Raw genomic sequence first — 23,663 nt, forward strand, 5'->3', positions numbered from 1 at the left:
ATGGGCAACCGGTCCATGACCCCGGAGCCGAACCTGAATCGGGACCGAGCCCCTGTTTCCCATGAATTCCCGATGCGCAGCTCCGTGAAACCATGTCTGTTGTCAAAACACACCGGGAGCGGTGGGGCGTTAAACCTGCAGCACATTGACAGGATCCTCAGCTTTATCTATATGGCAAGACAATGTTGTCGCTGGTTCACCCTTCAATTCGGCACCACCGGCAGAAACTTTAGTGCGATCTCATTTCCCGGACCAAAAATAATCGAAATGGGACGGGCCAACCCTGTAACGCAATGCCAGATGGTGATTCCACGTCGACCCAGTGGCAAATTGCAATTGATAGCGGCAGTGTAACGCGATGAAACCGTCCAATGTCATAGAACGGGCCAAACCCTTTCGGCTGGTTAAATATTTTACGTTTACCAGCCTTGTCGTTATTTTTATCGGTACGATCATTCTTTCCGTGCTCAACACCCACTGGGTCCGTTCGATGCAGTACCAGAAAAGTGAAGATTACGCCCTGCTGCTTATCGAAAACCTGAACCATCAGGTTTTTTTGCAGTTCATTCTTCCCGTGGGGTTGAAATACGGGAAAATTGAACTGAGAAATCAGGAGCAGTTTGAAAGAATGGACAGTGTTGTCCGCAGTACATTGCACAGTTTCAATATCGAAATGGTCAATATTTACAGCAAAAAGGATGTCATTGCCTACAGTTTTTCCTCCGAACTGGTGGGGCTGGAAAATGTCGGGGGGGCTTTCTACAAAAATGCGCTGGACGGCAAGTCGTCCTCCAAATTGGTTCAAAACGGCGCCTTCTGGGAAATTCTATTAGGGATCCCCAAAGAAATTAAAATTGTCACGTTTGCCCCTTTGAGGGCTGAAAAACCGTTGTCACCGATTTCCGGTCCGGTATTGGGTGTCGTCGAAATCAGACAGGATCTGTCCAGCGACTACCGGAAAATTTTTAAATTTCAGGTCCTGGTGATCTGTACCATCAGCATCGTCATGGGGATTTTGCTCCTGACGTTGATATATGTCGTGAAACGGGGCGAGGGGATCATCGAAAAGCGGGCTCTGGAGCGCATACGGCTGAAGGATCAGCTGGCCAAAGCCAAGCACCTGTCCTCACTGGGGGAAATGGTTGCCGGTGTCTCCCATGAGATCAGAAACCCGCTGGGGATTATCAGCAGCTCAGCGGAACTGCTGAAAAAGAAAATGGATCCCCGGGACAGCCTCAATGCAATCGCCGACATCGTTGTGGCGGAGGCACGGCGCCTGAACAATATCATTACCGATTTTCTAAACTATGCGCGTCCCAAAAAACCCAACCGAGGCCCCTGCCGCATTGATGAAGTGATCACCAAAAATATCAATTTTCTTGAGCATCAGATGAACGCGAACGGTTTTACGATCAGGACATGCTTCGCTGACAAGATTCCCGTCATCATGGCTGATGGGGACATGCTTTACCAGGCGTTTCTCAACCTGCTGATCAACGGCATGCAGGCCATGCCCGGCGGCGGTGCCATTGATGTGACCGTTGAAATCGGCGATGATTCCCTGTGGCTCTACGTCGAAGATGAAGGGGACGGCGTCCCTGCGGCGGTGCTGGAAAAAATCTGGGACCCTTTTTTTACCACCAAGGAAAAGGGCACCGGACTGGGACTTGGGATTGTAAAAAATATTATTGAAGCCCATGATGGAATGATCCGGATTGACAACCAACGGGAAAGCGGGTGCCGGGTTTCTATCAAATTCCCGTTACGCCAGGAGTCAAAATAATGGAAACCATCCTCATTGTTGACGATGAGAAAAATTATACGCTCATCCTTGCAGCGGTTCTGGAAGACGAGGGGTTTGAGACGCTCACGGCCAACAGCGGCCCCGAGGCGTTGGATATTCTTTCCGATTCCGATGTGGATCTGGTTCTGACGGACATGAAAATGCCGGGTATGGACGGCATCGACCTGCTTGAGCGGGTTAAGAAGGAAGACGCGGATCTTCCCGTAATCATGATGACCGCGCACGGCACGGTTGAAAAAGCGGTGGAGGCGATGCAGAAAGGCGCCTATAATTACATTCTCAAACCTTTCGACAATGAGCAGCTTGTTCTTTATGTCGGCAAGGCGGTTTCCATGTACCGTGTGGTCAAGGAGAACCGCCAGCTCAGGAGTGCGGTCGAGAGCCGTTACAGCTTCCATAACCTTATCGGTAAAAGCAAAGCCATGCAGGATGTGTTTCAGATTATCCGGAAGGTGGCACCGGCGATGGCGACGGTCCTCCTTGAGGGGGCCAGCGGGACGGGAAAGGAACTGGTGGCCAATGCCCTGCATTTCAACAGTCCCAGAAAGGATAAACCACTGGTGGCCGTCAATTGCTCCGCGTTGGCCGAGTCTCTGTTAGAGAGTGAATTGTTCGGTCATGAAAAGGGCGCCTTTACCGGTGCGGTGTCCAGGAAAAAGGGGCGGTTTGAGCTTGCTGACGGGGGGACGCTGTTTCTGGATGAAATCGGGGAACTCTCCCCAGGCCTTCAGGTGAAACTGCTTCGTGTTTTGCAGGAACGGGTGATCGAACGGGTGGGAGGGGTCAATCCGATTCCCGTCAATATCCGTTTGATTGCAGCAACCAATAAATCCCTGAAGGCGGAAGTGGCCGAGGGAAATTTCCGGGAAGATCTGTTTTATCGGCTCAATGTGGTTCCCATCACCTTGCCGTCACTGCGTGAACGCCTGGAAGACATTCGTCCGCTGGTGGGTCATTTTATCAGTAAATACAGCGACCAGCGGTATACGGGACCGCCGGTGACCGGAATTGACCGTGACGTGGAGCGGCTGTTTTATGAATACGACTGGCCGGGAAATGTCCGGGAGTTGGAAAATGTCATCGAACGGGCGGTGGTGATGAGTCCGGAGGAAATTATTCAGGTGTCCGACCTGCCAAAGGATTTTATCGACAATGCCCACAGTACCCTGCACATGGATGGTATCCCTGTGGATGCCAGTTTATACGACACCCTGGCGCTGGTGGAAAAGAACATGATCATCCGGGCGCTGAAAAAAGCCAACTATGTGCAGGCCCACGCGGCAGACCTGCTGGGCATCGGCAAGAGTGGGCTGAACCAAAAAATAAAGAAGCATAAATTGTTCGAGAAAAAAAAGCCCGGGCCGGCGCAGTAACTCCTCGGATATCGGAAAAACGAAGGCGGGGCGTGCCCTTGTCCCCTCCGGCGCAATCGATGATAATTTGAGGGGCGTGGCCCCCTATTTTCCCTTCAACATGGCAGGACTTGCCCGGGTGCCGGTTCAGCTGTTTATTTTTTCCCTTACCAGGTCGCCGTACATGGTCTCCGGGAAATCGGCCAACAGCTGCTTGTACAATGCGGTGCTTTTGGATGGGTCGCCGGTGGTTTCATAAAGCCATGCCAGATTGAAGAGCGCTCCGCTTTTCAGGGTCGGCTCCTGGCCTGCCACAATCATTTCAAAATATTGAATGGACCGGGGGTATTCATTTTTCAGGGCATGCGCATGGCCCAGGCCGCTCAACACGATGTTTTTCAATGCCGGGGATTGGTCAAAATCATCCAATGCCCGCGTGTACATGGCAATTGCAGTATCGGCATCCTGGGCATTATAGCTCATGTCCCCATAGATGATCCGGGCAATTTTCACAGTATTTTTTGAGCCGTAAGCGTCAAAAATAGCATCGAAATCGGTTTTTACCCGGCCATAGGCTGTTTTCGGATCGGTATCTTTGAGGGCGGCTGAATATTTGGCCACGGCCTTTTCAACCTGCTCAGAGGCCCGTTTTTCATTTCTGTCGGAAACCTGGCGCACCGTTGCGACAACCAACAGCAGTGCAAGGATGCTTCCCGCACAGATCAGAATCGTTTTTGAATGGGTTCGTCCGAAGGCAATCAGTTTCCCTGAAAAAGTGATAAACTGATCGGGTTCTTTTAGCAGTTGTTTGCGTGTTGCAGCCCCTCTGGCCATTATTCCTCCAGTTCCTCTTTAATTCGCATCCATCCATCGGCAGGGATGTCGGCACCGACCACCTGACATACCTCATAACCGCACGCCGAAGCAAGCCGGCCGCTCTTTTCGTGGGGATAACCGTTCACGAGACCATACAAAAACCCCGAAGCCCAAAGATCTCCGGCCCCGGTGGTGTCTACGGCTTGTCCCGAACCCTGTGCCGGGATGCGGTAAACCTGATCCTTGTTTTGAATGAAACTTCCCCTGGCGCCGATTTTCAGGGCGGCGGTATCCACATGACGAGCCAGTCGGGCCAGCGCCCGGGCTTCGTCCCGGAGGCCGGTATAGGCCCGTGCTTCGTCTTCATTGGCGATGAGGATATCTACATCGCGCCTGATGATGTCCTCGAGAAGGGTTTGGGATTGCTCGACCACGGTAAAACTGGCCAGATCGAGAGACACCTTTGCCCCCGCCTTTTTGGCGGCATTTAACGACGCCGCCATCAAATCCGGATTGAACAGCAGATAGCCCTCCATGTGAACCACGGCGCTGTCGTGAAAGCATTGCGCCGTGATTTCTTCCGGTCGGGTGTCGGCCGATGCCCCCAGGTAGGTAATCATCGTGCGTTGGGCATCGGGGGTGATGATGGAAAGCACCCGCCCGGTGGGCAGGTCCGATGTCATCAAAAAGGGCTCAACCCCCCGTTCAACCAATGCCTTTTCAAAAAACCGCCCCAGATCGTCGTTTCCCCGTTTCCCCACAAAACGGGCACAGCCGTTTAGTTGTCCGACGCCCACCGCCGTATTGCACGCCGATCCGCCCGGGACCTCGATGGGCGCCCCAGAGACCTGGTTCAATATCTTTTCCAGCGTCGGCATGTCCACCAGGGTCATGCCGCCTTTTTCCACACCGATGCGTCTAACAAAGTCATCGCTTTCGTGAACCAATATGTCCACCAGTGCGGAACCGAGCCCCACGATCCGGGGCGTTTTACCCTGCGGTTTCAAATCGACGCCTTTCTTCCCGCCTGTCACCAGACCAGCCTTCGGTGAATCCACCCCTGATCACCATCCGCGTGGGCGACCTGAAGCCAGTCCCCTTTTTCCCGGAGCACCTTGAAGGGCACACCTTTGTCCACGGTGAACCGGATGTCGTTATCGGTTCCCGGCCCCGAACGGACGTTGCACCTGTCGTTTTTTACAATTACGGATTTGATTTTCGCAAGAAGGGAGTCGTGAATCCACCCGCGATCACCTTCAAAATCTTCGAACAGACACCAGCGGCCTTTTTTGGTGATCACCTTCAGGGGGTGATATTTTTCCACCTGCCAGATGACCGCATCACTGGTATTCGGCCCGGAACGAATGTTGGCGATGTTGGCCTTCACGCTCAGCCGTTCTGCCTGCGCAAGGCCTGCACCGGCCACGATCCAGGTGACAGCCAGAAGAATGGGGATGAATTTGTTCATTTTCCAAAGTTTGGCAGCGTAAAACGCGCCTGTTTCAGTCGGGTGCCTGTTTGGCCTGCCGGTCTTCATTCGCCAATCACGGCTTTTTGGTGTTGACCTGAACCAGCAGCTTCTGTGCCAGGCCCCGGCCGAGTACGATTCGTTTGTAATCCACTCCGATAACCAGCTGCCCCTGTCCTGAATTGGTGATCACGTCCACTTCGTCTCCGACCCGGAGGCCCATGGCCATCAAGCGCGCTCGCGCCATGGGGCCGCCGTCCAGCCGGGCGATCACCAATCGTTCTCCTCCCGGTGCATCGGAAAGGGGGAGCAGTTTTCTTCGCTGGGACATGCATTGCGAGCAGATCCCGTACATCTCCATTTTGTGCTGGAGCAGGTGGAACCCATGCCGCTCAGCGGCCTGAACCTGAAGCGCCTCCAGTTGAGGGTCTTCAAATTCGACGATTTTTCGACATTTGGTGCAGACCATGTGGTCATGATGCTGCCCCAGATGCAGATGCTCATACAATATATCGCCGTTGTCGAACTGCCGTTTACTGGCGAAGCCATACTGACACATCAGTTTCAACGTGTCACGGACAAATTCCGGTTCCAGCCGGTGGCCCATGTCGTTGAGTCGTTGGATCATCTGGGCCGAGGAGACGTGCCCATCGATCTGCATAAACGCTTCCATGACCGCAAACCGGTTTTCGAAGTCTGTGATCTGATCCTGTTTGAACAGTTTGCAGAACTGTTCCTTTTCCTGCTTGTGCAATGTCTGCAGCATGGGGGTGACCTTAGCGATGCAATGGAAAGACAGCCAAAACGGAAGCCAGGTTGGTGGCCCTATGCCGGCCCGGGGATGGTGTAGGTGGTGCAAGAGCCAGAACTGCAGGTTCGTGTCTGGGTGCTGGCGCCGGAACCGGAGGGCTGCCCGGAACCGCCACCCGTGATCGTGTGATTGGTGGAGGACAGGATTCGTTCCAGGTTGCCGGATCCACATTTGGGGCAGGCCAATTCCACCTCCTCCTGCTTGTTCATCACCAAAATTTCCAGGAATTCGTCACAGTCCAGACATTTGAATTCGAATATGGGCATCTTGATCTCCTTATGAAAAAATTTTGCAAAAACTGGCCATCATCCGCTAATTGTCAAGCGCGGGATGTTCTCCGTCATTGGCCATCAGGGCGCGGGCGTGTTCAAGGGCCGTCGGGGTGATCCTTTCCCCGCCCAGCATGCGAGCGATTTCATGGACCCGTTCCTGTGGGTCCATCCGACGGATGGTGGTGGTGGTTCGGCCGTCCTTAACCTGTTTTTGTATATAGTGGTGGCAATTGCCGAAACGCGCAATCTGGGGCAGGTGGGTGATACAGATCAGCTGGTGTTTTTTTGAGAGCGCTTTCAGCTTTTTCCCTACCACGTCGGCCACGGCGCCGCCAATGCCCGCATCCACTTCATCGAAAATAACCGTAGCCACCGCATCGGATTGCGCCAGGATCGCTTTGAGCGCCAGCACCACCCGGGAGAGTTCGCCACCCGATGCGATGGATGCAAGGGGTTTTAGCGTTTCTCCCACATTGGGGGCGATCATGAACGCTGCCTGGTCAATCCCCGTGGCCGACAGCAGGCACCCGTCCACACAACGCCACGGGGACTGATGTTCATCGCAGGGCGGTTGGTCAATACGGACACTGAACCGGGTCCCGGCCATCATGAGCCCATCCAATTCTGTTTCGACGCATTGGGCGAATTCCGTGGCCACCTGTTTCCGTTTTTCAGACAGTCGACGGGCCTGCTCTGCCACCCGGCCGAAAATATCGCTCAATTGGGCTTCGCTGCGCTGAATATCCTCATCCAGATTGCTGATGGCACAAAGTTCCGCTTCAATGGCATCACGCTTTTCAAAAAGCGCCTCCATGGACCCCCCGTATTTGCGAATCAGGCGGTTGATCAGATCCAGGCGGGATTCCACCGAATCCAACCGGTCGGCTTCGGTGTCCAGCGTTCCCAGGTAGGACCGCAACGTTTGGGTGACATCTTCGAGGCCGAAAAGGTGGTCGGAAAGTTCCTGCACGCCGGCCAGCAGTCCATCGTCAAGATCCGCTGCCTTTTCCAGGTTTTTGCGCACTTCACCCAACTGCTCCAGTATGGCGCCGTCGGCACCGTGAAGGGCCTGGATGGCGTCATATACAGACCGCTGGAGAAATTCGGCGTTTTTGAGGCGCAGACGCTCTTTTTCCAGTGATTCGTCTTCACCCGGCAGGATACCCGCATCGGCGATCTCCGCAGCCTGGTACCGGAGCAGATCCATCTCCTTTTCCTGGTTTCTTTTTTTCGTTTTGAGGGCGTCAAGCGCCAGGGTCAGCGGAACCATTTTTTCATACTGGGCGGCCAGTTCCCGGACCTGTGGGGAAAGGCCGCCAAAACGGTCCAGTATGGCGAGGTGGGTATCTTCCTTCAGCAGGCCCTGGTGGGCATGCTGGCCGGATATGCTGGCCAGGTCCACGGTGATGGCGGCCAGCATCTGCATGGTGGCCATCCGGTCGTTGATGTAGATGCGATGGCGGTTATTGGCGGCGATGACCCTGCGCACCAGCAGGCCATCGTTGATGTCATAGCCGTTTTCCGCCATGATGGCTTCGGCCGCGGATGCTTCAGGGACGTCGAACCAGGCGGACAATTCGGCACTGTCATAGCCGTCCCGGATCATTTTGGCGCTGGCCCTGGATCCCAACAGCAGGTTCACGGCCTGGATAATGATCGATTTTCCGGCGCCGGTCTCGCCGCTCAGGATGGTCAATCCATCTTCGAAGCGGATGTTCAGATCTTCGATAATGGCAAAATTTTTTATTAACAGCTCTTTAAGCATAGTGCACTCCACCGCATGGTCGCAGCCATCATAAAAAAGGCGACCGGGGGAATCAAGCATTATCGTAACGGATGATGGGTCAGGAGGGCGGTTCTTCCGGATACCCGGTGATGGCACGAATTTTTTTATAGAGCGGCTTGAGGCGGCGATACATCCGCTTGTACACCTCATGGTAAAGCGCATTGTAAAGTCGGTGGGTTGACGGGTCCGGTTCAAAGCGATCGCCGGGTCGGGTCATGGCTTTTACGGCCGTTTCGAAGTCAGGGTGAAGGCCCAGCCCGACGGCCGTGTCGATGGCCGCGCCCAGGCCGGAGGTTTCGTAAAGGTGGGGCCGGACCGTGGGCAGACCGAACACGTCGGCCGTCAGCTGCAGGGCCAGGTCGCTCTGGCTTCCTCCCCCGGAGACCCGCAGACCGGTGATGGGGGTGCGGCTTCGCCGTTCAATGCGTTCTTTGCCTTCGCGCAGGGCATAGGCCAGTCCCTCTAAAATCGACCGGTACACGTGGGCCCGGGTGTGGACGTCGCCGAAGCCGATGATGGCGCCCTTGGCTTCTGGCCCGGGCGTGCGGATGCCCGGTGTCCAGAAGGGCTGAAGCATGAGGCCCATGGATCCGGGAGGGACATCCTTGATCAGGTCGTCGAATAAATTCTCGGCGGCCACACCGGTTTTTTCGGCCGCCTGCTGCTCCGGGAAACCGAACTCTTCCTTGAACCAGTTGACCATCCAGAAGCCACGGAACACCTGGACCTCAACGGTATGGTTCCCGGGAACGGCGCTGGGATAGGCCGGCAGCAGCGGGATGGGTTCGATGTAGCGGCGGTGGGTGACGTTGATGGTGGCCGTTGTGCCGTAGCTCAGGCACCCCACCGACGGGTCGAGACTGCCCGAGCCGATCACTTCGCAGGCCTTGTCCGCCGCCGCGGCAATTACCGGCAGTCCTTCCGGGATGCCGGTTTCCCGGGCAGCACGACGGCTCACGGTCCCGAGGACCTGGCCGGGTGCCGTCAACTGCGGAAGTTGATCCGGGTCAACCGGCACGCAGCGCCATTTCCAGTCCCAGGACCGGGCCCACCGCAGTCGTTTGTAGTCAAAGGGCAGATATCCCACCTGACTGCCGACGGAATCCACATACTCGCCGGTCAGGCGGAAATTGAGATAGCCGGACAGCAACAGGAACTTGTGGGTCTGGGCCCAGACCCTCGGCTGGTTTCTGGCGATCCAGTTGGCTTCGGTTTCCGACTGGATATAAGCCAGGGTGCCGGCAAGTCCGGTCGCCTTGAAGAACAGGCCCCACAGGCCTCCCAAGGGCGGCATACCGTGGCATTTGCGCTGGTCCAGCCAGAGGATGGCCGGCCGCAAGGGGCGGCCATGCCTGTCCACGTTGACCACCGTGCCGCGCTGGGTGGTCAGGGAGACGCCGGCGATGCGGGACCGTTCAATGCCACGGGCGTTGAAAATTTTCCGGCAAGCATTGCACAGGGCGTTCCAAAAGACCGTGGGGTCCTGCTCGGCCCAGCCGGGGTGTGCCGAAAAATAAGGCGTGAACAGCACCTGTTCCCGGGCGATCAGATTCCCGCCGGCGTCAAAGATCAGTGCCTTGAGGCTTTGGGTGCCGTTGTCGATGGAGAGCAAAAGGTCTCGTTCAGCCATTTTTCTCGATTTCAGGCAACATGCCGGTGGATCCGTCGGCCCAGCCGATAGAAAAAGGATTTCACCCGCCCCCGGGATGCCGCATGGCGGCCGGGCAGGCCATGGGCGAACCGCCATTGGTCGCGGTAATCCCGGATTTCTTTTTTCCAGCGGGCGGCGTCCCAGTCCAGTACCGGCTCGCATAGATGCCGGATGCGTTCCAGATGGGCCCGCCCGCCCTCCTGCGTCACCAGACCTATCCGGACGCGCCGGAGGAGAAGATCCGGCAGGTGACGGATCTTTTCGCGGGCGGCACCGTGTACAAGCTCCGACCATCTGTTTCGCGTACCCGGAATCACCGCAAGGTCCGATGGCGAGGCCGTCCTTGCAAGGGTTGCGGCCGCGTTGCCATAGCGCCCGAAAAGGGTTTCCCAGGTCGGACCGGAAACGGGTGCCGGCAGGGCCGGCTGGTTTTCGAATGGACGAAATACCGGAGATGTGTCCTCGACAGCGACCGCGATGGGTAAAAACGGCCTGGCCGCTTTCAGCGCATCCAGCGCCAGCTTTCGAAACGTGGTCAGTTTGCCCCCGGTGATGGTCACCAGACCCCTGTCCACCCACATCACATGCTTCCTGGATTCTTCCGACGGGCCGCAGGCGCCCTCGCTGAGCACCGGCCGTACGCCGGCCATGGTCGCCAGGCAATCCCTTGCCGACACGTCCAGCGCCGGAAAAAGCGCATGCAGGCCGTCCAGCAGGTAAGAGACTTCCTCCTCCGTAATGCGAGGTTCGAAGGAGAGGCTTTCCCCATGGTCCAGATCGGTGGTGCCCGCCAACACGGCGCCTTCCCAGGGTACGATGAAGACGGCCCGCCCATCGGTCGGATGAATGGTGCTGATGGCCTGATTCACCGGGAGCACATGGGACGGGAAGATCAGGTGGCTGCCACGCAAGGGACGAAGACGGCGGTTTTTTTGCGGACATGGGTGAAGTCGCTCGGCCCAGCAGCCGGTGGCGTTGATGACCGCCGTCGTGGAAAGGGTTTGCGTCTGGTGGGAGTGGACATCTTCGAGGGTCACACCGTTGACCCGGCCTCCTTCATCCCGGCCCACGGCAGCCACGCGGGTGTAGTTGAGGGCCGTGCCGCCATCGGCCATGCCTTCAAAAATCAGACGGAGTACGAGCCGGGCATCATCGACCTGGGCATCGAAAAACCGGAACCCGCCGATCAACCCTTTCCGGTCGATGTGGGGCGCCAGTTTGATGAATGCGTCTGTATCGATATAGGCATGCCGGCGTCGTTTGGCGATCAGATCATAGATGGACAGGCCGGCCTCCAGGGTCCAACGGCCCGGCCCCCGATCTTTGTACACCGGAACCAGAAACCCCATGGGCAATACTAGGCCCCTGGCATCGTTGAGCAGTCGCTCCCGTTCGCGAACGGCATCCCGTGTCAGGAAAATTCGGCCTTCTTTCAGGTAGCGAAGGCCACCGTGGATCAGCTTGGATGAACGGCTGGAGGTTCCCCATGCAAAATCCTGCTGTTCCAGCAGCAGTGTTTTCAGCCCCATGTGGACCGCCTTGCGGAAAACGCCGGCACCGGTGATGCCGCCGCCGATGATGATCACGTCCCAGCTGTTGTCCAGATCCATCATGGTCATGCACCGTCAAGGGTTTTCCACAGGGCGACGCTTTGATTCATGGCCGCCATTACCACGGCCTCCACCCGGCGGCCGCCGGCCGGTATCGCCGAACTGAGGTTGCGGTAATAGTTACGGGATGCCGCCCTTGCTTCCGGAATTGCATAGTAGGCCGTCGCGAGGCTGTCGAACATGGTGGAAAAATCGTTGAGCATTAATTTGTAGATGGGATTCCCTGACTTGGTGGCCATGAAAAGCTGAAGCTGCCAGTCAAAATCCACAAATGCATCGATGTCGTCATCCAGCCTTTCGGCATTTTCCAGAAATGCCTGGACCTCATCAGGGGCCTGGTCCACGGCCAGTGCGGCGATAACAGGCAGCAGGCGGCTTCTGACCTCCATCAGATGGATGACAAACCCTGCCGGAAGGGTATCGATGTATTTGGCCAGGGTGCCCAGCAGTCCCATCCCGCCTTTTTCCCAGTAATCGTTGATCCGTGTCGGTTTGCCATGGGCAATGGTCAGCCAGCCTTCTGTGGCCAGCCGGTGGAGGGTTTCACGAAGGGGGGGCCTGGCCACACCGATGGATTCCGCCAGATGACGTTCATTGGGAAGATGGGTGCCCGGTGGATAGGAGCCGTTCAGGATGCCGGTAATAATTCGGTGCTCAACCAACCGGGCCGGTCGGGAGGGGGGTATGGCCGGGGACGTTACCTTCATGATGGCCTCCTTGAATTAACTGGTAAGAGGTCATACCAGTTGCCCTTGCGCGCTGTCAACCCCGCCGGTCATCACCGAAGGTCTGCCGGCCTGCAGGTCCCGGGCCAGGTATTTCGGGTTGAACTTTGGCAATCAGGTGCTATACTCAATTAGTGGCAATGGAATTCTCATTCTGATGCACCCGCAGCAACAGTCGGCTTTTTTTCCTCGCTCACCTTGTGTTGTGCCTCCTTCCATTGCATCCGGGCCCTTGCCGGCGAAGCACCCGGTTCCCGGGTCATGCCGATTCCTGTCAGAAACTCGTCCTGCGCAGAAATCCTCTCTGATAGCGGACCTGGAAGCCAAACGGTAACGTCTCATCACCATTCTCCTGTTGCGGTTGAAACAACAGGCGGAAGCGATTAACCGGTTTCACCATCTCCTGTAGTGGTCATTTAAAACATAGGGGGACACCATGACCAAAAAGAATTCGTCGGCGCTTCACCAGCATCTGGTCCAGGTCAAGGAGGGAAAACGCTGTTTTGAGAACGCCTTTCAGGGCGTGGCCCGAATGATTCTGGAAAGCGACATCACCAAGGTGGTGGTCAACGGTAAGACCACCTACGATTTCAGTATCTTCAGAACCGGAAAAAAACACATCATCGGCATGTATGACGAGATCAACAGCTTTGTCTCCTACGTCAAGGATGCGGCCGAAAACGGGTCGTCCAAGGAGATGGCCTTTGTCCTGGTGGGGGAGCCGGGAAACGGAAAGACGTTTCTGGTGGATTTTGTCTGCAACAAGTACAGGGAATTTTTGTCCCAGGAAACCAACCGCAAATATTCCTTTCGATTCACCGGACTGGACAGGATCGGCGGGTATGGAAAAATCACCGCCATTGAATCCCAGACCTATGAGGATCCGATGATCCTCGGGATGAACATCACCGATGAAGCGGACAAAAACCGTGAATTTTTATCCCGGGAAATCGGATTTTCGGATAACGAGATCGACACTCTGTGGGTGGACTACCGTCCCCTGGGGGCATGCAGCGCCTTCATCTGGAATGACATCAGGAACTTTACCAACGGCGATCTGGCACAGATGCTCGAGTTCATCCAGATCATTCCCGTTCCCATGACCGAGAGCCTGGGCACGGTCACCGGCAAGTACCCGGCAAAGGATAAGATCACTTCCTCGGCGGTGGACCTTCTGGGCGAGGAGTCCATCCAGCGACTGCTGCACATCACGGAGACCAACAATCCCTACCGGTTTGATCTGCGGCGGGGCGCGCTGGCGCGGGTGGCCGGCGGCGGCGTTCATTTTTCCGATGAAATATTCAAAAACAAGAAGGATCTGGTTCAGGTCTATTTGGGGGTGATTCAGAACCGGAATATCGAAATCGACGGCTACAAATGGCCCATCGACACCCTGATTATTGCCACCAGCAACAACTCCGAGTTCAACCGGTTTCTGGCGGAAAAGGAAGAAGCTCCCATTGTCGACCGCTGCCGCATCTGTTACGTCTCACACAATACCAACTACAAGCTGCAAAAAGACCTGACCATATATGCCATCGGCAACGAGACGCGCACCACGCTCAACCGCGAATACCTGCACCAGGACCCCAACCTGAACCATGCCGCCTCGGTTGCGGTGGTGCTCAGCCGGCTGGCCCGGACGGAAAAGCTCACCCCCATCGAGACCATGAAGCTGGCCGCCGGTGAAGTGGCCGGAGAGAAGAGCATCAAAACGCTGGCCGAGGTCATCGACACGCTCAATCAGAATCCGGACATCACCAAACGATTCGGTCAGAAAGGCCTGGGGCAGCGCAACCTGGGGCGGGCCATGCAACTGCTCATCGAAAGCTCGGAAACCAACGAAGGCAAGTGCATGTTTGCCTACGATATTTTCAAGGCGCTCGATCGTATCATCCTGGACTATGTGACCGATGCCAATGACCGTGCCAAGTACCTGGACGACATGAAGACCGCCAAGGGGCTCTACCGTGAGCGCATCATGACGGAGATGTTCAATGCCTACATGGATGAACCCCTGGCCATTCGCAAGGACGTGATGAACTACGTGAACATGATTATCGGCATCGATGCCGAAAACCTGGGGCCGGACAAGATGTGGAAATACAAAGACCCCCAGACGGGCGAGCTCCGGGCCCTGAAGATCGACGAACGCTATATCAACAGCGTGGAGGAGCGTCTGGGACTGAAGACAACGGAACAGCGGGAGACCTTCAGGACGTCGATCCGCAAAATATACGGCCAGAAGATATCCGTGGATCCGGATTACGATTTCATGGACAATCTGGAGCTGGTCAAAGCCGTCACCGACGTTCGGTTGAAATCGGATATCGCCGGCGCAGGAAGCCTCATCGGCGCCCTGGCCAACCGGACCAACGAAGAGAACCAGAAACTGTACGACCGTATGGTCGACACCATGCTCAACAAGCTGGGGTACTGCCAGACCTGTGCGCAGAAGACGATCGAGTATTTTTGCACCCAGGAGGATGAGAATTAATCGGAGGAGACTCAAAAATGCCTTCTGGCCCAATCTCTGCGTTGGCGTTTGCTCCCAAATCCTCGACATACTTCAAGTATGCCTGCGGGTTGGAAGCAAACGCCGCCTTGGCCTTGAACCAGAATCCTATTTTTTATGACCAACATCAAAAAGGATTGTAACAATTTAAAATGCTTAACTCTAACATAGAATGGATCCTTATTTACGGGCTTTGTGCTATTGTTGCTGTCCTTTTTTGGATGATTTTAACAGGTTGGGTACGTGGTTATAAGTCAGATAATTGGACTCCTTTTGAAAAGGCACTTACTCTTTTGGCCCTGCTTCTTGGAAACCTGCAATACTGGCAATTATTCATAGCAAACATTGGTGAAACGACTGATGCGCCAAAAACTTGAAAAACTATACTCCGAACTTAAAAAAGCCGGCCTTACGCCCGAGCAGGAAGCAAAAATCCTGCTGGAAGTCAACGACGACCGGACGCATGATCTGCCGGTTATCGGGGGAAACATGGCGGTGGTCGCCACCGGCGACGGCGAGATCCGTCTGCTCAACCTGTATGATTACCATGATCTGATGACCCTGCAGGCCATGAGCCAGCCGAAAGGATCCTATGTCAGCCATATCCGCTCCATCGATGAACTGCTCGAAAAGGACCGCCAGCGGGAGAAGGACGGCTTCCCCCGCAAAATCCGGGTGGGCAAAATGATCAAGCCCGGCAAGGGCGGCAAGGGCAAGGTGGTGGTGGTGCCCACGACCGTGGAGGAAAAATTCATCCATGATCCCAACTTTGCCGAACAGGAAGAGAGCCAGGGACAGGGCGGCAGCGGTGATGGCGAAGAGGGTGAGGTGATCGGCGAACAGCCGGTGCGGGACCCGGATCAGGCCGGCGCCGGAGGGCCCGGCGAAGGAGAGGGCGGTCAGCACGAAATAGAGTCCTCGGCATACGACCTGGGAAAAATCCTCACCGAACAATTTGAGCTGCCCAACCTTCAGGACAAGGGGAAAAAGCGCTCATTGACCCGGTATACCTACGATATGACCGACCGAAACCGCGGTTTCGGCCAGGTTCTGGATAAAAAAGCCACCTTGAAGGAGATTGTCGAAACCAACATCCATCTGGGCAACCTCCCCGATGCGAGTGAAATCGATTCGACCCGGTTCATTATTTCCCCCAAAGACCGGATTTATCGGATCCTGTCCAAAGAAAAGGATTTCGAATCCCAGGCCGTGGTCTTTTTTCTTCGGGACTACTCCGGGTCCATGGCCGGCAAGGCCACCGATCTGGTGGTCACCCAGCATGTCCTCATATACAGCTGGCTGCTCTATCAGTACGCCAACCAGGTGGAGTCCCGGTTTATCCTTCACGATACCGAAGCCAAGGAGGTCGAGAATTTTTATACCTACTACAACTCCAAGGTCGCCGGCGGCACCCAGGTGTTTTCCGCCTACGAGTTGGTGAACCGGATCGTGAAAGAGGAAAATCTGGCTGCTGACTACAACATCTATGTTTTCCATGGCACCGATGGCGACGATTGGGACACGGAGGGAAAGAAAGCCATCCCGGCCCTGAAAGAGATGCTGGGTTACACCAGCCGGGTGGGCGTGACGATTGCCGAGCATGCCGGCAGTTCTCAAAACCATACGGAAGTCGAACGGTATCTTAAAAAATCAGGCATTCTTGAAAAAAATCCCAAGCTCATTCGTCTGGACATCATCGACGAAAGCACCGATGAGCCCCGCCTTATTGAAGGCATCAAACGGTTGATCTCCTGAATGCCGCACCGCAAACGCCCTGTGCGCCCACTATCGGCGGGGGACGGTGGCGTGGCTTTTCGCTTCAGCCGCCACAGGCGGCATACTCGCCCTCCCCGAGCCTGTGCGACCGGCAGCGTTTTAAAGACAGGCGCCGGATTCGAGGGCGGAAACGGCAGGATCTATGGAACTGATTGACCAGCATACCAAGACGATCATGGAAGGCTGTAAATTGCGGGCCCGAGACGCCGGTTTGCGTTTCGAAGATGAAAGCCTGGAGTATATCGTCACCAACCGGGATCTCATCGAACTTTCTCCCAAGGTGATGATCCCCACCCTCTACGATTATTGGGTGCACGACGTGGATGTGCTCAAGGAGAAGGGCAAGTATGAGCTGTATCCGGGCAATCCATACGAAACGGTAATCAATACCCGGCCGGCCATATCGTTTTACAACGACAACAACCCGGACTGGCTCAACGTGATGATTTTTTACCATGTCATCGGACATATCGATTTTTTTCAGAATAATCTGTATTTTCGCCATACGTGGGAATACGACTTCAATGGTGAAGCCCTGTCCGATAAACGCACGATCGCCAAGCTTCGCACCGAGCGGGGACGCTGGGTGGACTATGTGATCGAATTTACACGGGGCATCGACAATCTGGTCGGCTACCACAATCTCCTGTCCAGGATGTTTTCGGTACCCGACAGCGGCATTTCAGACAAGTTGAATTATTATTTCGACGTATACCTGCAGGATATCGCCAAGATTAACGTCAGTGCCTATATCAAAGAACTGGAACGCTACAATACGAGCCTGAAGGACGATCCGGTCATGGGCGAGCAGGCTTTTTTTTCGCGAATCGACCAGCGTCATCCGGAATTTGGCAGCCTGTTCAAAAAGCATCTGGCCTCAAAAAAGCAAAAACCCCGGGATCTGCTGGAATTCATCATCGAACACTCCAAAATGCTTCGCCGGGAAGAGAACCAGTGGATGCTGATGGTGATCCAGATTATTCGAAAAACCGCTTTGTTTCTCCAGCCCCAGATCCGTACCAAAATCATGAACGAAGGCTGGGCTTCCTACTGGCACGAAACCCTTTTCATGAATGACGATCGCATCAAGGGGCACGAGGTTGATTTTGCCCGGGTCAATGCAGGGGTTACGGCCATGCCCCGTGTGGGGCTGAACCCATACGCCCTGGGGATGCGCCTTTTCTACTTTCTGGAGGAGCTGGCTGAAAAAGGTCGGATCTCATGGGAATACCAGCATGAGGCGGATGCCGGCCGGCGCCAGGCATACAATGCCAAAACCGGCAAGGGTCGGGACTATATTTTCAAGGTGCGCCAAAATTTTTCGGACTTTACCTTTATCCACAGTTTTGTCGATCAGGACTTCGTCACCGCGAACAATCTATTCGTGGCCGGTAAACGGCTCAATGAAAAAAAAATGGTATGGGAATATTACGTGAAAAGCCGGAATGCCGGCCAATACCGGGATATGCTCATGGGGTCCTTGTACCATCCGCCGCACATTGAAGTCGATTTGGAGAAAACCGAAGACAATTCCCTTTACCTGACCCACCGGTTTGAAGGCAAACCGCTGTTGGCCGAATATATCCCCAATACCATGCTGGGGATTGAATACCTGTGGGGTGGTCCGGTGCAACTGGAAACCATGGAGGTGGCCGCAAGGCCGCGGGAGCCAAGAACGCCCGCCATTCCCGGGTTTTCAGCGCCGAAGACCGACGCAGTCAAACCGCGGGAAATAAAGTGGCAGCGGGTGCTTTACACCATGAAAGAGCGAAAACTGAGTAAAAAGATCCTCTAATTGGCCCGATCGGGGCTGAACCAACCGGGGGTCGGAGAAGGCAGTCTATGGAAAACATCAAAAAGGCCATGAGGCATATCGATACTGGCACCGCCGGGGCAACCCGCCGCAAGCCCATCCCTTTTTCGGATTTTCTGCAAGTCGTGCTGGATACCCCCGTTGCTACGATTCGTAACGTTTTCCAGGTGTTTCACGATCTGTTCAAGGCGCATGTGGGCGAAGGGGTGGATGAATATCCCAACGACCCCGAATCCATCCAATACGTGAGCTATGACTGCAGCCGGCTGTTTGTTGAAGGATCGGACCATCCCTTTTTTGCGGACCGCCTTTTTGCCAACCGGCTGGTCAATCATGTCGAAGCCCTTCGAAGTGGTGCCCAGCAGAATAAGATTTATATTTTTGACGGTCCCCATGGCTGCGGGAAAAGCACCTTTTTAAACAATTTGTTGAAACGTTTCGAAGAGTACGCCAATACGGACGCGGGTAAACGTTACGAAACCATATGGCGCCTGGACCGGCGACAACTGGAGCACGAGGGGGACAACGAGACCGCCTCCATCCTGGAGAGTCTTTTCCGGATGCAGCAACATCCTGACAAAAAACAGTTCGAAAAGGTTCGCACCATGGCCCTGCCCGAGGCGGACGGCCAATTTGTGGAGGTGCCCTGCCCCTGTCATGACAATCCGCTGTTGTTGGTCCCCAAATCCCGGAGGCGGCAATTTCTCGATGATCTGTTCGAAAACAACGAATTTAAATACACCCTTTTTACCGACAAGGCATTCGAATGGATTTTCCACGAGGAGCCGTGCACCATTTGCGGATCGCTATACGATGCACTGCTCGCCCGATTGAAGAGTCCGGCAAAAGTGTTTGAAATGGTCCATGCCGTTCCCTACACCTTTAACCGCCGTTTGGGCAGGGGCGTCAGTGTGTTCTCCCCCGGAGATCGCCCGGTCAAGGAGATCATTCAAACCAACGAATACCTCCAGCGCTTGATCAATCGACTTTTTTCCGACAGCAATCAGGTTCGCTACATATACTCCCGGTACGCCAAGACCAACAACGGCATCTATGCCCTGATGGACATCAAGTCCCACAACATCGAGCGCCTCATCGAGCTTCACAATATTATCAGCGAGGGGATACACAAGGTCGAGGATATCGAGGAGAACGTCAACTCCCTGTTCCTGGCCCTGATGAACCCGGAAGACAAAAAGAACATCAAGGACATCCAGTCGTTCTCCGACCGCATCGTCTATATCAATATTCCTTACGTCCTGGACCTGAACACGGAGGTCGAGATTTACCGCAATATTTTCGGGGCGCATATCGATGGCACATTTCTGCCCCGGGTGCTGCACAATTTTGCCCGGGTTATCATCTCTTCGCGCTTGAGCCTTCGTTCCGAGGCCATGCTCGAGTGGATCCCGGAACCGGAGAAATACAGCCGCTATTGCGATAAGAACCTGCAATTGCTCAAGATGGAAATCTTTACCGGTCATATCCCCGGATGGCTGTCCGAGGAAGACCGCAAGGCGCTCACCGCCAAACGCAGGCGGCGGATCATCGGTGAATCTGACAATGAAGGCCGGCAGGGTATTTCGGGGCGCGATTCCATAAAAATATTCAACACCTTTTATACCACCTACGCCAAATCGGGCGAACTGATCGATATGGCCATGCTGTGCAAGTTCTTTCACGGGCAGAAAGACCTCAAAGCCTCCATCCCGGAAGGTTTTCTCAATTCCCTGCTGCTGATGTACGATTTTTCCATCCTCCAGGAGGTCAAGGAGTCCCTGTATTACTACAATGAAGAACAGATCCACCGGGAAATTCTGCATTATATGTTTGCCGTCAATTTCGAGCCGGAGGCCACGGAGGTCTGCAATTTTACCGGCGAGAAGGTCCACATCACCGAAGAACTTCTGGATGGATTCGAGCGCCGCGTGCTCGGGGAAAAGGTCGAAAAAATCAAATTGCTCAATTTCAGGAAAGACACGCAGAAAGAATACACCACCCGGACCCTGACCCAGGAAATCATGGTGGCCGGCACGCCGCCCACGCAAACCCGTCTGTTTGAATCGTTGAAAGAACGGTACGTATACAACCTCAAGGAAAAAGTGTTCGACCCATTCCTGGAAAACGAAAATTTCCGCCGGGCCATCAAGGATTACGCCCAGGAGGATTTTAAGACCTATGATAAAAAGATCCGCGATGATGTCACCTTTTTGATGGACAACCTCATGAAACGATACCGGTATACGGAGCAAGGGGCCAAGGCGGTCTGCATATACGTCATCGACAATGACCTGGCCGGCAAGTTCACCAAGCCGTGACCAGCGCCTTGTTTTCTGGCAGGGTCCCGGTCCATCGTGTCTTCGGAAAGGGCTCAACCGGATTCAACTTCTTACCTTCAGGGGCGGTCCATGAAAGAAGGCCATGTCCGTTTTTTGTCCGGTGATTGCAAAATGGAAGGGTTGTATCACCCCGGCCACCCCACCACGGCTGCGGTCATTACCCACCCCCACCCCCTTTATGGCGGCGATATGTACAATCCGGTGGTCGAGGCCATTGCCACCGCGTATCAGAAGATCGGATTTGCCACGCTCCGGTTTAATTTCAGAGGAACCGGAAAAAGTACCGGCACCCACGACCAGGGCCTCGGCGAAAAGACCGATGTGGTCGCAGCGGTGGCCTTCTTGAAAGCCGATGGCTTCCGGGAGATTCACCTGTCCGGGTACTCTTTCGGCGCTTGGGTGAACGCCATGGCCGTCCAGGCAGGGTTGTCGGTGCAGGGGTTCACCATGGTGGCCCCACCGGTGGCGTTTATCAATTTCAAGGACGGGCTTCGTCTGCCGATGCTGTCGGCGGTAGTCGCCGGCAGCCGCGATGAATTTGCCCCGCCGGACCTGATTCACCCCTGTTTGGGACAGTGGAATCCCGATGCCCGCCTGGACATCATCGACGGCGCGGACCACTTTTTTTTCGGATTTTTGGATGAGGTGGTCCGCAGACTGGTCCAGCATACCCGTCCAATCCCATAGCCGGCCGTTCACCCATGTCATTCATCGACTGCCTGCTTGACATCAAACCCGTCGTTGCATACAATTTTTGTAGCAACCGTTGAGTCGCCCGGTGCCTATACGGGAAACTATCTCCTTTCGCCTGCCCCATTCTTCCCGACGTTCCACGTTCCAACCGCTTGTTTGACGAATGCGCCTTCGACCATCTGTAACGCTCCTGATTCGGTTCCCGTGGCCCATCACTGCCGCCGCTGCGCCGATGCCATCGGGCAAATTGAGGGCTGGCCTTTAACCCGCAACCACAAGGAGGCGCCATGAAAGCCATTCATCAACTCATTGAAGAGCAAGTGCGACGGTGGGAGATTCTTAAAAGGGAAACGCGTGAGGCCAAACCCATTCCGGTGATTACCGTGTCCAGGGAACCGGGCAGTGGGGGTAAATTTGTGGCCAGGGCCGTGGCCGAACAGTTAGGCCTGGATATCTTTCACCAGGAGATCATTAACGCCATGGCCGAAAATGCCGATGCCAGCACCCGCGTTATCCGGACGCTGGATGAAAGAGGGCTGTCCATGATCGAAGACTGGGTGTCGGCCGCCATCAGTGATCGGCATTTGTGGCCGGATGAGGTCTCCCGGGTTCTGATGCAGGTCATTGGAACGATCGGCCGGCATGGACGTGCGGTTATCGTGGGACGGGGGGCCAATTTTGTCCTGCCGCCTGAAAACCGGTTCCGGGTCAGGATCATTGCCCCTTTTGAAATGCGTGTGAATTGTGTGGCGGAAGCCTATGGCGTATCCAAAAAGGAGGCCAAACGACACGTGCTGCGTACCGAATCAGACCGTCAGGCCTTTATCAGGAAGTATTTTCACAGCGACATCGCCGACCCGGCCAACTACGATATGGTGTTGAATGCAGGATCGCTCTCCGTTGAATCGGCTGCCGCTGCGATATGCAGCGCGGTCGGTTGATCGAGACAACTGCAGAATAAAACGGTTGATGATCGGACGCTTCAATAATTTATCGATTGCAGGGACTGCCAGCGGTTTCGAACGGTCCGTTGAAGGCCCTCGCGCCATGGATCCGCAGTCGTTGACCGCCCGCCTGGAAGATCGTGACCGGCCAGGGGGTGGTTGACGGGAGCGGTCGCACGAACGGCGCCGTCAGATCCGGCAGCTGAAAAAGCGGGACCGGGAGGTAAACGTCCATGTACGCGCCCCTGCCGCACCGAAGCGGTGGGGCCGGTTCCCGTCGTCACCGGTCAACTGGACCGGCTCCGCGCCCGCTAATGAAGGGAGCCGGATGGTCCTTCAGGTTTGACCACCAGTCCGTAAAGCTGGGATAACAGCATCCCCGAAAACATCAGACCGCACCCCATCAAGCCCCTTCCGGACATCACTTCTCCTAAAATCAGCCATCCGCCCACGGCGGCGAACACCGCTTCCAGGCAAAGCAGGATGGCGGCATGGGCGGGGTGGGCGTGACGTTGGGCCACCACCTGGAGGGTATAGGCCACCCCTACGGAAAGGGCGCCGCCATAGATGATGGGCAGCGCCGCGGCGGCAATATCCCCCACGGCGGCGGTTTCGAAAACCACGGCGGTAACCAGGCTGGCCATGGCACAGACCATGAATTGTACGAACGCCAGCCGCAGGGAATCGGTTTTGGGAGAGAGCCAGCCGATCAAATGGATATGGCAGGCCCAGAGCACGGCCCCGATTAATTCCAGCAGATCCCCGAAGGCGATGGTGAAGTCTTCGTTGACGCTGAGCAGGTACATGCCGGCGGCTGCCAACAGGGCGCCGCCCCAAGTGCCCGGGTTGGTGCGCTGGCCCCAGAGCAGCCCCATGATGGGTACGATCACCACATACAGGCCGGTGATGAATCCCGCCTTTCCGGCGGTGGTGTAGACCAGTCCCACCTGCTGGAGCGAGGCGCCGGAGAAGATGGCCAGTCCGGCCAGGCTGCCGTAGGCAAGCAGGCGTGTATTCTGGATGGGGCGGATGCCGTCCGTTTTTGCGGGTTGATCGTTCCGGCTGCGATAGATAAAGGGAACCAGTACCAAGGCACCGAGTAAAAAGCGGATGCCGTTGAAGGTGAACGGCCCCACGTGATCCATGCCCATGCGCTGGGCCACGAAGGCGAACCCCCAGATGGTCGCGCTGAGCAGGAACAGGAGGTCGGATTTCAGGTGCCGGGCCTGCATTTACTGGTTTCCGAACCCGTTCTGGCCGCCGCAGTCCGGGCACTGCCAGGTAATGC

At 55.6% G+C, this 23,663-nt stretch carries 19 protein-coding genes; 9 read left to right on the forward strand and 10 right to left on the reverse strand.

All coding sequences use genetic code 11. The features are described from left to right. Positions 1-358 precede the first annotated feature (358 nt). Positions 359-1,783: a sensor histidine kinase gene (locus DSCA_RS21800; protein WP_155318447.1), complete on the forward strand. Its 1,425-nt coding sequence runs from the start codon at positions 359-361 to the stop codon at positions 1,781-1,783. Further along, positions 1,783-3,177: a sigma-54-dependent transcriptional regulator gene (locus DSCA_RS21805; protein ID WP_155318448.1), complete on the forward strand. Its 1,395-nt coding sequence runs from the start codon at positions 1,783-1,785 to the stop codon at positions 3,175-3,177. The genes DSCA_RS21800 and DSCA_RS21805 overlap by 1 nt, the downstream gene beginning before the upstream one ends. Positions 3,178-3,303: 126 nt before the next feature. Here DSCA_RS21805 and DSCA_RS21810 read toward each other — a convergent pair whose 3' ends face one another. The 9 genes from DSCA_RS21810 to DSCA_RS21850 form a co-directional block, all read right to left on the reverse strand. Further along, complete coding sequence (locus tag DSCA_RS21810) at positions 3,304-3,990, reverse strand: tetratricopeptide repeat protein (protein ID WP_155318449.1); 687 nt, start codon at positions 3,988-3,990, stop codon at positions 3,304-3,306. Beyond that, a complete protein-coding gene (locus tag DSCA_RS21815) occupies positions 3,990-4,979 on the reverse strand; it encodes an adenosine kinase (RefSeq protein ID WP_231716241.1) in 990 nt (329 codons plus the stop codon). The genes DSCA_RS21810 and DSCA_RS21815 overlap by 1 nt, the downstream gene beginning before the upstream one ends. 23 nt (positions 4,980-5,002) lie before the next feature. After that, complete coding sequence (locus tag DSCA_RS21820; protein ID WP_155318450.1) at positions 5,003-5,440, reverse strand: SH3 domain-containing protein; 438 nt, start codon at positions 5,438-5,440, stop codon at positions 5,003-5,005. Positions 5,441-5,516: 76 nt separating this feature from the next. After that, on the reverse strand, positions 5,517-6,206 hold the full coding sequence (locus tag DSCA_RS21825; protein WP_155318451.1) for a transcriptional repressor: 690 nt from the start codon (positions 6,204-6,206) through the stop codon (positions 5,517-5,519). A 59-nt stretch (positions 6,207-6,265) separates the two neighbouring features. After that, positions 6,266-6,517 carry an FmdB family zinc ribbon protein gene (locus DSCA_RS21830; RefSeq protein WP_155318452.1) on the reverse strand — a complete coding sequence of 84 codons (252 nt, stop codon included), beginning with the start codon at positions 6,515-6,517 and terminating at the stop codon, positions 6,266-6,268. Between the two features lie 46 nt (positions 6,518-6,563). Beyond that, a complete protein-coding gene (gene recN / locus DSCA_RS21835) occupies positions 6,564-8,288 on the reverse strand; it encodes a DNA repair protein RecN (RefSeq protein ID WP_167527908.1) in 1,725 nt (574 codons plus the stop codon). 79 nt (positions 8,289-8,367) lie between these two features. Continuing rightward, positions 8,368-9,939, reverse strand: a complete 1,572-nt coding sequence (locus DSCA_RS21840) for an FGGY-family carbohydrate kinase (RefSeq protein ID WP_155318454.1) — start codon at positions 9,937-9,939, stop codon at positions 8,368-8,370. Between the two features lie 11 nt (positions 9,940-9,950). Further along, positions 9,951-11,579, reverse strand: coding sequence for a glycerol-3-phosphate dehydrogenase/oxidase (locus DSCA_RS21845; protein ID WP_155318455.1), 1,629 nt, complete (start codon positions 11,577-11,579; stop codon positions 9,951-9,953). Next, on the reverse strand, positions 11,576-12,277 hold the full coding sequence (locus tag DSCA_RS21850) for a GntR family transcriptional regulator (RefSeq protein ID WP_155318456.1): 702 nt from the start codon (positions 12,275-12,277) through the stop codon (positions 11,576-11,578). Before DSCA_RS21850 ends, DSCA_RS21845 begins: the two co-directional genes overlap by 4 nt. A gap of 454 nt (positions 12,278-12,731) precedes the next feature. Between DSCA_RS21850 and DSCA_RS21855 the strand changes: the two genes are divergently transcribed. The 7 genes from DSCA_RS21855 to DSCA_RS21885 all read left to right on the forward strand — a co-directional run bounded on the left by DSCA_RS21855 (position 12,732) and on the right by DSCA_RS21885 (position 22,372). Further along, positions 12,732-14,792: a serine protein kinase PrkA gene (locus DSCA_RS21855; protein ID WP_155318457.1), complete on the forward strand. Its 2,061-nt coding sequence runs from the start codon at positions 12,732-12,734 to the stop codon at positions 14,790-14,792. A gap of 170 nt (positions 14,793-14,962) precedes the next feature. Continuing rightward, positions 14,963-15,187: a hypothetical protein gene (locus DSCA_RS21860; protein ID WP_155318458.1), complete on the forward strand. Its 225-nt coding sequence runs from the start codon at positions 14,963-14,965 to the stop codon at positions 15,185-15,187. Then, entirely contained in the window at positions 15,171-16,565 is a 1,395-nt protein-coding gene (locus DSCA_RS21865) for a DUF444 family protein (protein WP_155318459.1), read from the forward strand. The genes DSCA_RS21860 and DSCA_RS21865 overlap by 17 nt, the downstream gene beginning before the upstream one ends. A 163-nt stretch (positions 16,566-16,728) precedes the next feature. After that, positions 16,729-18,381, forward strand: coding sequence for a SpoVR family protein (locus DSCA_RS21870; protein WP_155318460.1), 1,653 nt, complete (start codon positions 16,729-16,731; stop codon positions 18,379-18,381). 47 nt (positions 18,382-18,428) lie between these two features. Beyond that, complete coding sequence (locus tag DSCA_RS21875; RefSeq protein WP_155318461.1) at positions 18,429-20,717, forward strand: serine protein kinase PrkA; 2,289 nt, start codon at positions 18,429-18,431, stop codon at positions 20,715-20,717. Between the two features lie 90 nt (positions 20,718-20,807). After that, on the forward strand, positions 20,808-21,425 hold the full coding sequence (locus tag DSCA_RS21880; protein WP_155318462.1) for an alpha/beta hydrolase: 618 nt from the start codon (positions 20,808-20,810) through the stop codon (positions 21,423-21,425). A 293-nt stretch (positions 21,426-21,718) separates the two neighbouring features. Next, positions 21,719-22,372 carry a cytidylate kinase-like family protein gene (locus DSCA_RS21885; RefSeq protein ID WP_155318463.1) on the forward strand — a complete coding sequence of 218 codons (654 nt, stop codon included), beginning with the start codon at positions 21,719-21,721 and terminating at the stop codon, positions 22,370-22,372. A 314-nt stretch (positions 22,373-22,686) separates the two neighbouring features. Here the strand turns inward: DSCA_RS21885 and DSCA_RS21890 are convergent, their stop codons facing one another. Then, positions 22,687-23,607, reverse strand: coding sequence for a DMT family transporter (locus DSCA_RS21890; RefSeq protein ID WP_155318464.1), 921 nt, complete (start codon positions 23,605-23,607; stop codon positions 22,687-22,689). Positions 23,608-23,663: the final 56 nt, after the last annotated feature.

This window comes from Desulfosarcina alkanivorans, from assembly GCF_009688945.1.
Lineage (GTDB): Bacteria > Desulfobacterota > Desulfobacteria > Desulfobacterales > Desulfosarcinaceae > Desulfosarcina > Desulfosarcina alkanivorans.